10 protein-coding genes and 1 pseudogene are annotated in these 10,259 nt (G+C 63.3%); 2 read left to right on the top strand and 9 right to left on the bottom strand.

Annotated features, from left to right (window positions below):
• Nucleotides 1-328 (top strand): annotated as a pseudogene (locus tag DBR23_RS27265) (histone); the annotation flags it as partial.
• A gap of 150 nt (nucleotides 329-478) precedes the next feature.
• Here DBR23_RS27265 and DBR23_RS27260 read toward each other — a convergent pair.
• From DBR23_RS27260 to DBR23_RS27230, 7 genes are all read right to left on the bottom strand, one after another.
• Nucleotides 479-1,378 carry a carbohydrate kinase family protein gene (locus DBR23_RS27260; protein ID WP_108500149.1) on the bottom strand — a complete coding sequence of 300 codons (900 nt, stop codon included), beginning with the start codon at nucleotides 1,376-1,378 and terminating at the stop codon, nucleotides 479-481.
• Nucleotides 1,379-1,413: 35 nt separating this feature from the next.
• Complete coding sequence (locus DBR23_RS27255) at nucleotides 1,414-3,081, bottom strand: DUF3426 domain-containing protein (RefSeq protein ID WP_108500148.1); 1,668 nt, start codon at nucleotides 3,079-3,081, stop codon at nucleotides 1,414-1,416.
• 55 nt (nucleotides 3,082-3,136) lie between these two features.
• Nucleotides 3,137-4,039, bottom strand: a complete 903-nt coding sequence (gene prmA, locus DBR23_RS27250; RefSeq protein ID WP_108500147.1) for a 50S ribosomal protein L11 methyltransferase — start codon at nucleotides 4,037-4,039, stop codon at nucleotides 3,137-3,139.
• A 77-nt stretch (nucleotides 4,040-4,116) separates the two neighbouring features.
• Nucleotides 4,117-5,466 (bottom strand): acetyl-CoA carboxylase biotin carboxylase subunit, encoded by a 1,350-nt coding sequence (gene accC, locus DBR23_RS27245; protein WP_056066345.1) that lies wholly within the window; start codon nucleotides 5,464-5,466, stop codon nucleotides 4,117-4,119.
• 7 nt (nucleotides 5,467-5,473) lie between these two features.
• A complete protein-coding gene (gene accB / locus DBR23_RS27240; protein WP_108500146.1) occupies nucleotides 5,474-5,926 on the bottom strand; it encodes an acetyl-CoA carboxylase biotin carboxyl carrier protein in 453 nt (150 codons plus the stop codon).
• A 169-nt stretch (nucleotides 5,927-6,095) separates the two neighbouring features.
• A complete protein-coding gene (locus DBR23_RS27235; RefSeq protein WP_108500145.1) occupies nucleotides 6,096-6,674 on the bottom strand; it encodes a TlpA disulfide reductase family protein in 579 nt (192 codons plus the stop codon).
• A complete protein-coding gene (locus tag DBR23_RS27230; RefSeq protein WP_056066353.1) occupies nucleotides 6,671-7,270 on the bottom strand; it encodes a hypothetical protein in 600 nt (199 codons plus the stop codon). Before DBR23_RS27230 ends, DBR23_RS27235 begins: the two co-directional genes overlap by 4 nt.
• A gap of 205 nt (nucleotides 7,271-7,475) precedes the next feature.
• Between DBR23_RS27230 and mpl the strand changes: the two genes are divergently transcribed.
• Nucleotides 7,476-8,897: a UDP-N-acetylmuramate:L-alanyl-gamma-D-glutamyl-meso-diaminopimelate ligase gene (gene mpl / locus DBR23_RS27225; RefSeq protein ID WP_108500144.1), complete on the top strand. Its 1,422-nt coding sequence runs from the start codon at nucleotides 7,476-7,478 to the stop codon at nucleotides 8,895-8,897.
• A gap of 55 nt (nucleotides 8,898-8,952) precedes the next feature.
• On the opposite strand, the gene DBR23_RS27220 is transcribed toward mpl, so the two are convergent.
• Entirely contained in the window at nucleotides 8,953-9,264 is a 312-nt protein-coding gene (locus tag DBR23_RS27220; RefSeq protein WP_108500154.1) for a hypothetical protein, read from the bottom strand.
• A gap of 101 nt (nucleotides 9,265-9,365) precedes the next feature.
• On the bottom strand, nucleotides 9,366-10,259 hold an 894-nt coding region (locus DBR23_RS27215), incomplete at its 5' end, for a 3-deoxy-7-phosphoheptulonate synthase (protein WP_108500143.1).

The following is a 10,259-nucleotide window of genomic DNA, read 5'->3' as shown; positions in this document are numbered from 1 at the left end:
CAAGAAGGCTGTAGCTGCGAAGAAGGCTGCACCCGCCAAGAAGGCAGCAGCACCGGCAAAGAAAGCCGCTCCCGCCAAGAAGGCCGTAGCTGCGAAGAAGGCTGCACCCGCCAAGAAGGCAGCAGCACCGGCAAAGAAAGCCGCTCCCGCCAAGAAGGCCGCAGTAGCCAAGAAGGCCGCAGCACCTGCCAAGGCAGCCCCCGCAAAGAAAGCTGCCCCGGCCAAGAAGGCCCCCAAGGCGCCTGCCCCTGCGGCCGCTGCCCCTGCAGCACAAACCACGCTGAACCCTCAGGCAGCCTGGCCTTTCCCTACGGGCAACAAGCCCTGATCCTGGCGCGCCACGCGCTCAACCCGGTGCAAACGCACCGGGTTTTTTTTCGTCTGTATGCAGGTCTGGGCACTCCCAAGAGCTACCTGGCAAGCAAGCTGCGTTGTACAGCACTGGGCAGCGCAACGCAGACGACACTGGCTCGGAGGATTAACCCAACGGATCGAAATCCAGCGTGTAGTTCTGTGGGCCACGTTGCGCGATCTTGAGAGCGCCAACCCGGTTGCCCAGCTCCGCACAACGCACGAGGGACCAGCCCTTTTCCAGACCAAACAGCAGCGCGCCGCGCCAGGCATCGCCGCAACCCGTGGGGTCCACCACCGCTGCAGGCGCCACAGAGGGTACATGGGTTTTTTCACCATCCACCCAGACCTCGCAGCCCTCTGCGCCCAGCGTCACCACCAGTCCCTGCACCTTGCGGGAGATATCGGCCAAAGACCAGTCGGTGCGGTCGCAGAGCATCTTCCCCTCATAGTCATTGACGGTGACCCAGGTGGCCTGGTCGATGAACTGCGCTAACTCCTGCCCATTGAACATGGGCAAGCCCTGACCTGGATCGAACACAAACGGGATACCCGCCGCCACGAACTGGGCCGCATGCTCCAACATCGCGTCACGCCCATCCGGCGCGATGATCCCCACGCTGACACTGTTGTCTGCACCAATTCGATTGGCATGGGCCTGCATCATGGCGCCAGGATGGAAAGCCGTGATCTGGTTGTTGTCACGGTCCGTCATGATCATCGCCTGCGCGGTGTAGGTGTCCTGCACCTGCCCGACGTGTCGGGCGCTGATACCCAGCGACTGCAGTCGCTGCAGATAGTCAGCACCGTCACTGCCCAACATGGCCATGGGCAACGGCTCCCCACCGAGCAGCTTGAGGCTGTAAGCAATGTTGCCAGCACACCCCCCGAAGTCGCGGCGCAACGACGGGACGAGGAAGGACACATTCAGGATATGGAGCTGATCCGGCAGGATCTGCTCCGCAAAACGCCCCTCGAAAGTCATGATGGTGTCGAACGCCAGGGAACCACAAATGAGGGCAGCCATAGATAGTGAAACTCGGTAAGTTGTTGGGAGAAAAATCAGGGATAGAACGCAAGCAGCCGGTAGCCCGCCACGCGCGCACCGCCGGTGGTCACGAGCACCGACACCGAGGTGCCCCACTCACCTTTCGCGGGCAGCTCCGCTGGAGCCGCCATGTCGGTAGGCAGCAGAACCCGCCGCAATACGGCCTGATCCTGCGCATCGGTAAGGGTCAGCTCCACCGCAGGCATGGCCAGTGGAATGGTGGCGGTGCTCTTCATCGTCAGCGCTAGCTGGTAACTGTCACCCCGGGCTTTGTTGAAAGAAGAACTGTCGATGACCACATCGGCAATCTGGCGCACAGGAGCAAGTTCGCAGCGCAAGGGCTCGCACAGTTTCACCAACCAGGGCCGGGTACGCACATCCAGGGCTGCAATGCGGTCGCGCTCCTGCACCGCAATCTGCAAAGCCAGCCCCAGCAAGGAGACGATGAACCCCAGCCACAAAACCATCCGCACGACCGGCTTGCGCCAAAACGCCTTGCGGCGCGCAGCCACCACAAAGCTGACCTCGGGGTCTGACGCCTGGTTGTCGGCCTCATCGTCGTCGTCGTCAACAGCGGGTCTGGGGCGCGCCTGCAGGATGGCGGCATGCGAATCGTCCTTCACCAACTCCATCGCCGGAGCCTCTGGCGCAACTTCCTTCGACACAAAGTCCACAGAAGGCAACGCGGGCGCAGGCGGGGTGGGCACAACAACGGGCGACGCAGGCTCAGATTTCTGAGCATCGCCTGAAAGTCCAGCACCGGTATCGGATGACGGAGCGAGAGCAACTGGCGCCACCGGAGGCTGTGCAAGCTCTGCTGAGTGACTCGCGCGCTCCTCTGTGCCATCCACATCCATGGTTGCGTTCAGCGCTACCTCGGAATCGCGAAGTTCGGCAAACGGCAGTTCATAGCCTGCCAGGCTGGGGGACGCAGGAACCGGTGGCACAGCTCCACCAAACAAACTGCCGCGTCCATCAGCGACATCCTGCGCCACGTCGGATGGCATCGTGACGGCGGAATGCTCTTGCCTGGCCACATGAACGGCAGTGGAGTGATCATCCAAGCGGAGCGCTGTGTCCGGTATCACCACCGGCTCTGGAGCATCAGCAGGCGCTGTGACGGATGGCGATGCCCCAGCCTCCACCGCTGTCGCAGTCCGCGATGCACTGTGGGCTCTCCATGCAAACGGCGCGGCGACCTCCTTGCCCAAGACATCCGACGAGACTTCCGTGCGAGCCCCGGCAGTAAGAAAAGCAGGTACCGCAGGGCTGGGAATATCGAGCACCGGAGCAGCAGGTGCATCACTGACCATGCCGTACGGATGCGCGTCACCGGCGAGGGTGGCAGCGACCTCGGTGGCGACATCTGAAGCACTGCGGATGGTGGGAGCGTCTACCTTGACAACATCCTGTGGGGCAGGCGGGGGAACGGTGGGCGACTTGCCTCCCCCCCAGGCTCCCAGTGCATCCGGCTTGCGCGCTATGGGCGCAGTGGGCGCGCGCAGGTCCGTGAGCGATACATCGGGCAGCAGCGCAGCCGGTGCCACAGGCAGCAAATGGGCCGAGGCATCGAATACCTCCTTGCATTGGCCGCAGCGCACCCATCCTTCAGAGATGCGCAATTGGTCCGCCACAACCTTGAAGGTGGTGGCGCAGGACGGGCAGCGGGTGATCTGGCTCATCAGCGAGCGATTGTAGAGGCCATGCCACGGCTGCCAGAACGGCGCCCGCGCACCTTCAGCGGCGCGCAGTCATCAAGATCCAGCCGTCTTCGGCATCCGCCACTTCCAGCGGCAGCCAGGGCGCGTAGGCCTCCTTGAGCTCATCCGCCTGGCGCTCCAGAATGCCTGCCAAAACCAGATTCCCACCCACAGCCACATAGCTGCACAGCAGTGGGGCCAATACACGCAACGGAGTGGCCAGGATATTGGCCAGCACGGTCTGGTATTCGCCTTGCGCCTTGTCGGGCAGGCCCGCTTTCAGCGTGACCTGATTGGCCTGGGCGTTTTGCACCGTGGACTCCACGGCAGCCGGGTCGATATCCACCGCATCAATGTCCGTGGCACCGAACTTGGCGGCACCGATGGCGAGGATGCCGGAGCCACATCCGTAGTCCAGCACCCGCCCCAGCAGGTTGCCTTGCTCAGGTTGCGTTGCGCCCTGGCGCGCAATCCAGCGCAGGCACATGCGCGTGGTGGGGTGGGTGCCCGTGCCAAACGCCAAGCCGGGGTCCAGGCGGATGCTCCGTACTGCCTGGGCGGGCAACTCATGCCAGGTAGGCACGATCCAGAAATCCGGGGTGATGTCCACCGGCGCAAATTGCGACTGCGTCAGCCGCACCCAGTCCTGCTCGGGCACCGGGGTGACACCCAGCACCTGGCAGCCCACAAAAAAGTCCTGCACCACCAGCAATTGCTGCGCTTCACGGGCCGCCACCTCGGAGGGGAACAAGGCCACCACGCGGCTGCGTTGCCAGCCATCCTTGGGCGGAGGCATGCCAGGCTCGCCAAACAGCGCCTGTTCAGCATCGGTCTGGGCATCGGCGTCTTCTACCGACACGGACAGCGCATCCAGCGCGTCCAGCGCATCGCTGACCGCTTCAATCCGGTCCTCGGGGCACATCAGACTCAGCTCAAACATAGGCATCTCTCAGAAAAAGTGAAATGCTGGCACCCGTTGCCAGGAGCCAGCATGTGAATGACCTGCTGCGTGCCAGCTCAGCGTTTGTGCTGCGACAGCCACTCTTCCAGGTAGTGGATGTTGGTGCCGCCCGCCATGAACTTGGCGTCCACCATCAGCTCGCGGTGCAGCGGCACATTGGTGTTGATGCCTTCGATCACCGTCTCGGACAGGGCCGTGCGCATGCGGGCCAGCGCCTGCTCGCGCGTGTCGCCGTGCACGATGATCTTGCCGATCATCGAGTCGTAGTTGGGTGGCACGAAGTAGTTGGTGTAGGCATGCGAGTCCACGCGCACGCCGGGGCCACCTGGTGGATGCCAGGTGGTAATGCGCCCGGGCGAAGGGATGAACTTGTACGGGTCTTCCGCGTTCACCCGGCACTCGATGGCATGGCCACGGATTTCGATCTGGCGCTGGGTGAAAGGCAGCTTCTCGCCCGCCGCCACCATGATCTGCGTTTTCACGATGTCCACGCCCGTGATCCACTCAGTCACGGGGTGTTCCACCTGCACACGGGTGTTCATCTCGATGAAGTAGAACTCGCCGTTCTCGTACAGGAACTCAAACGTGCCCGCGCCCCGGTAGCCGATCTTCTTGCAGGCAGCGACGCAACGCTCGCCGATCTTCTCGATCAGCTTGCGAGGAATGCCTGGAGCTGGCGCCTCTTCGATCACCTTCTGGTGGCGGCGCTGCATGGAGCAGTCGCGCTCGCCCAAATACACCGCATTGCGGTGCTTGTCGGCCAGGATCTGGATTTCGATGTGGCGTGGGTTCTGGAGGAACTTCTCCATGTACACCGCAGGATTGCCAAACGCGGCACCCGCCTCGGCCTTGGTCATCTGCACAGCATTGACCAGTGCGGCCTCGGTGTGGACCACGCGCATGCCACGGCCACCGCCGCCGCCTGCGGCCTTGATGATCACCGGGTAGCCCACTGCCTTGGCAATGCGGCGGATCTGCACCGGATCGTCGGGCAATTCGCCCTCAGAACCCGGCACGCAGGGCACGCCTGCACGGATCATGGCCTGCTTGGCGGACACCTTGTCGCCCATGATGCGGATCGACTCGGGCGTGGGGCCGATGAACTGAAAGCCACTCTTTTCGACGCGCTCGGCAAAGTCGGCATTCTCGGACAGGAAGCCATAGCCGGGGTGAATGGCCTCGGCGTCGGTCACTTCGGCCGCCGAGATGATGGCGGGCATGTTGAGGTAGGACAGCGGCGAGGGCGCTGGGCCGATGCAAACAGCCTCTTCGGCCAGCTTGACATACTTGGCGTCGCGGTCGGCCTCGGAATAGACCATGACGGCCTTCACGCCCAGCTCATGGCAAGCGCGCTGGATACGGAGAGCAATCTCTCCGCGATTCGCAACAAGAATCTTCTTGAACATGAGCGCCTTATTCGATGACGAACAGCGGCTGTCCGTATTCCACGGCTTGGCCGTTCTCGCCCAGGATGCGGGTGACGGTGCCCGACTTGTCGGCTTCGATCTCGTTGAGGATCTTCATGGCCTCGATGATGCAGATGGTCTCGCCTTCCTTGACCTGGCTGCCCACTTCGACAAAAGCCTTGGCGCCAGGGCTGGATGAGCGGTAGAAGGTGCCCACCATGGGCGACTTGACGATGTGGCCGGTGGGTGCGGCGGCCGCAGGGGGCGCGAGCAATTCCGCCACAGGCGCGGCAGCAGGCGCAGCGGCAGGAGCTGCAACCGGGGCGGGCACATACTGCTGAACCACGGCACCACCGCTCTTGACGATGCGGACTTTGCCCTCGGCCTCGGTAATTTCGAGTTCGGACACGTTCGACTCGGACACGAGATCGATGAGGGTTTTGAGTTTTCGCAGATCCATGGAAGCTCCAACGGCTATAAAACTGAATAGGGCGCGAATTTACTCCAATTTCACCCTATCGCAGTCTTCCACACCCATTTTTCATGAACTTCGGCATGGGAATTGCCGCTTCTCAAAGGAAAGACGCACCCAGAAGGCCTGAAAGGCGGCTGCTTTTCGACGCGAACCCTCAGCCCATACCTGCCCAAAGCTGCAAGTCCTGGGTGGTCACTTGCCCCATTTTACGATGCAGCACCTTTCCCTCCCCACCAAGGACCACGGTGAAAGGCAGGCCTCCCGTCAGGTTGCCCAGCGACCGGCCCAGATCCGTGCCACCCAGTCCCGCCAGTCCCACAGGGAAATCCAGCGGGATACGCGTCAGAAACTTGCGTACCGCTGACGGCTGGTCAATGGCCAAACCCAGCACTTGCCAGCCTTTGGCAGATTGTTCGCGATAGAAGGCGTTGAGCATGGGCAGCTCTTCCACACAAGGCGGACACCAGGTGGCCCAGAAATTGAGCAGCAACGGCTTGCCTGCCAATGACTTCATGACCAAGGTGCCACCCGCGGGAGTGTCAAATTCCAGCCCCCAGAGCGCCTGCTCGGCCCCGTGCTCCACGGCGTGGGGCTGAAACTTCCACCATGCCAGGCCTGCGCCCCCCAAAGCGGCGGCACCTGCCACCCCGGCATACAAAAAGCGCCTGCGAGCGGCGTTGGGCGCGACGTTGCCAGGAGTCACAGGTTCGGGGGATTCAGCAGGCTGGGTCATGGGGTCGTGTTTTCTTGAAGCAAGCGGCGCACTGCCGTGATGTCACCACGCGGGGTTCGGCCCTTGGTGTCGGGCCGGAGCGCACCCCGCAGGTCGTCAAGGTCGTAAATCAGCAGGTGCACGCCGATCATTTCGTTGAGTTCGGGCGATTTGCTGCCAAGACTCAATGCCTCCACCGATTCACCGTGGAAGCCAGTGACCGTGCGGGGTTCGTAGTCCACATGATGATCGATCAGAGCGATTTCTGCCGATTTGGGGTCATCGCAGAACAACTGCAGGTAAATATCCGACAGACGTGTGGCCGTTCCGTGCCACACCGCACCCGCCAGATGCGGCCGGAAAGCCGCCATGCGCTCCATCCACACCAGGGCCAGCTGGCGCAGTGCCCGCAGCTCGCGCGGCTGGGTGTCAGCACAGAAGAGCTGGATGTACTCGCGCACAGCCTCTTCCACCAGGTCGTTGTCCGGCAGCGGGGTACGGGCCGGCAAACCCATCTGCCGCAGCGCACGGCGCTTGGCGGGGCCCCATTCCAGCCCTTCTTCCACCACCAGGCGGGCCGTGGTGTGGGCGATTTCTTCGCTCAAAGGTGTGTGCATGGCAGACAGAGGCAACTAAGGACCCTGCATTGTGGCGCGAAGCGATGACGGCACGGGTGATGCCCCTCAGACGCCCCTGGCAACCCCAACAACCGCCGCCCCGAAAGACTATTGTTTTGAGAGCAACTCAGGCAGATGGAACAGGCGCCAGCTGCCACTTTTGCTCTGAACAGTGCGCGGAACCCCGGCTTTAGAATCAGCGCCCATGCATATACACATACTGGGCATCTGCGGCACTTTCATGGGAGGCTTGGCGGCCCTTGCGCGCGAGGCGGGCCACAAAGTGACAGGCTGCGACGCCGGGGTCTATCCCCCCATGAGCGACCAGCTCCGCGCGTTGGGCATCGACCTGATCGAAGGCTTCGGCGCCGACCAGCTCGCGCTCCAGCCCGACATGTTTGTGGTGGGCAACGTCGTGAGCCGCGCCAGGCTGGCCGATGGCTCCCCCAAGTTTCCGCTGATGGAAGCCATTCTGGACGCCGGACTGCCCTACACCAGCGGGCCCCAATGGCTGGCCGAGCACGTGTTGCAGGGCCGCCATGTGCTGGCCGTGGCTGGAACCCATGGCAAGACCACCACCACATCGATGCTGGCGTGGATTCTGGAGTCTTCCGGGCAGCAACCGGGCTTTCTGATCGGCGGGGTGCCGCTGAACTTTGGCGTGTCCGCACGCCTGGGCGCTGCACAGCGCCCTGCCCCCGCCGCCGCGCCGCTCGGGGCCGCGCCGCTGTTCGTGATCGAGGCCGACGAATACGACACCGCCTTTTTCGACAAACGCAGCAAATTCGTGCACTACCGGCCCCGTACGGCTGTGTTGAACAATCTGGAGTTCGACCACGCGGACATCTTTGACGACCTGGCGGCCATCGAACGCCAATTCCACCATCTGGTGCGCACCGTGCCGCCGTCAGGGCGCGTGGTGGTCAATGGGCTGGAAGAAAGCCTGGCACGTGTGCTGCACACCGGCTGCTGGAGCGAAGTGACGAGCTTTGGCGCTGCAGTCAGCGACTTTCACGCGGTGGGCGACCCGCAGGCATTTGATGTGGTGCACCAGGGGCATACCGTGGCGCGCGTGGAGTGGACGCTGACCGGCGTGCACAACCAGCTCAATGCGTTGGCAGCCATGGCAGCGGCCCACCATGTAGGCGTGGCGCCCGAGCAGGCGGCAGCCGCGTTGGGCAGTTTTCAGAACGTCAAGCGGCGCATGGAGCTGCGCGGCACAGTGGGCGGCGTGGCCGTGTACGACGACTTTGCCCACCATCCCACCGCATTGCGTACCACCCTGGACGGCTTGCGCCGCACCCTGGGCCCGGGTGCCCGCATCCTCGCTGTGTTCGAGCCCCGCAGCAACACCATGAAACTGGGCGCGATGAAAAGCCAATTGCCCTGGGCCCTGGAGCCGGCCGACCTGGCCTTTTGCCACACGGCTGGGCTGGACTGGGATGCCGCGCAGGCTCTGGCACCACTGGGAGTAGGCCCTGGACAGCGCGCCCAGACGGCCCCGGACATCGATACGCTGGTGGCCCTGGTCACCCAGGCCGCGCGCCCGGGCGACCATGTGGTGTGCATGAGCAATGGCGGTTTTGGCGGCATCCACGCCAAACTGCTGCAAGCACTACAAAAATAATAGCTGCCAGCACATATTCCACTAGCGCTAGCAGCCAACTTCTAGCCGATGGTGGTCAAAATGTGACTGCCATGCCCGGCACGTCCACGCGCACGATAGGCTTGACCAGAGCGGCACTGGAAGCGCGCGCAAAGTCGCGAGACCACACTGGGTCCTGCATCAGCGCCGCACCGGCTGCGCGTGCCACGGTCAGCACCTTGTCGGCCAGCAGCACCTTGCCGCTGGCGCGCAAGGGCTCGCAATCCAGCGCGATGAACTGGTCGTCGAGCCAGCGCCGACCCGCCTCGTGGGCCATGGGCTCGGCACCCTCCAGATCAAAACGGTATTCCTGATTCGCGGCCAGTTTGACCGACACTTCGCTGTGCATGATGGATAGCCTTTCTGCGTTTTTTGCGGTGACTCGGGCCAGCAGCTGCACCTGGTGTGCAGCGATAGGCCCAAGTTTAGATCTTGCGATAGACCTGACGATCAGCGGGCGCGACGCGCCTTGATAGAGTCCGACAGCTCAGCCAGCGCCTGCAGCGAAGCGTCCCAGCCCAGGCAAGCGTCGGTGATGCTCTTGCCGTATTCGAGTGCCGAAGGATCGTCCTTGCCAGGCGTGAATTTCTGGGCGCCTGCCGTCAGGTGGCTTTCGATCATCAGGCCGAACACGCTGCGCGAACCGCCCGCCACCTGGGCCGCCACATCGCGGGCCACGTCCAGCTGCTTTTCGTGCTGCTTGCTGCTGTTGGCATGGCTGCAGTCCACCATCAATGTGGCGGGCAGCTTGGCAGCTTCGAGGTCTTTGCAAGCCGCGGCCACACTGGCAGCGTCGTAGTTGGGCGTCTTGCCGCCGCGCAAAATCACATGGCAGTCCTTGTTGCCCTTGGTGTTCACGATGGCGACCTGGCCGTTCTTGTGCACCGACAGGAAGTGGTGGCCTCGGCTGGCCGACTGGATGGCGTCGGTGGCGATGCGGATGTTGCCGTCCGTGCCATTCTTGAAGCCGATGGGGGCCGAGATGCCGGAGGCCAGCTCGCGGTGCACCTGGCTTTCGGTGGTGCGTGCGCCAATCGCGCCCCAGCTGATCAGGTCGCCGATGTACTGGGGCGAAATCACGTCCAGGAACTCGCTGCCGGCGGGCATGCCCAGGCGGTTGATCTCGATGAGCAGCTGGCGCGCAATGCGCAGGCCTTCGTCGATGCGGTAGCTCTCGTCGAGGTAGGGGTCATTGATGAGCCCCTTCCAGCCCACGGTGGTGCGTGGCTTTTCGAAGTACACGCGCATCACGATTTCGAGCGTGTCAGCGTACTGGGTGCGCACGGCCATCAGGCGGCGGGCGTACTCGACAGCGGCGGCGGGATCGTGGATAGAGCAAGGGCC

It is taken from the genome of Acidovorax sp. HMWF018, assembly GCF_003061035.1.
In the GTDB taxonomy this organism is placed as follows: Bacteria; Pseudomonadota; Gammaproteobacteria; order Burkholderiales; family Burkholderiaceae_C; genus Acidovorax; species Acidovorax delafieldii.
This window is presented reverse-complemented; position numbering and strand designations above follow the sequence as displayed.

Excerpts from the sequence above, each read along its gene's own strand:
- DBR23_RS27260 (WP_108500149.1), bottom strand. The coding sequence starts at position 1,378 with ATGGCTGCCCTCATTTGTGGTTCCCTGGCGTTCGACACCATCATGACT.
- DBR23_RS27230 (WP_056066353.1), bottom strand. The coding sequence starts at position 7,270 with ATGCACACACCTTTGAGCGAAGAAATCGCCCACACCACGGCCCGCCTG.
- DBR23_RS27220 (WP_108500154.1), bottom strand. The coding sequence starts at position 9,264 with ATGCACAGCGAAGTGTCGGTCAAACTGGCCGCGAATCAGGAATACCGT.
- DBR23_RS27235 (WP_108500145.1), bottom strand. The coding sequence starts at position 6,674 with ATGACCCAGCCTGCTGAATCCCCCGAACCTGTGACTCCTGGCAACGTC.
- prmA (WP_108500147.1), bottom strand. The coding sequence starts at position 4,039 with ATGTTTGAGCTGAGTCTGATGTGCCCCGAGGACCGGATTGAAGCGGTC.
- accB (WP_108500146.1), bottom strand. The coding sequence starts at position 5,926 with ATGGATCTGCGAAAACTCAAAACCCTCATCGATCTCGTGTCCGAGTCG.
- accC (WP_056066345.1), bottom strand. The coding sequence starts at position 5,466 with ATGTTCAAGAAGATTCTTGTTGCGAATCGCGGAGAGATTGCTCTCCGT.
- DBR23_RS27255 (WP_108500148.1), bottom strand. The coding sequence starts at position 3,081 with ATGAGCCAGATCACCCGCTGCCCGTCCTGCGCCACCACCTTCAAGGTT.
- mpl (WP_108500144.1), top strand. The coding sequence starts at position 7,476 with ATGCATATACACATACTGGGCATCTGCGGCACTTTCATGGGAGGCTTG.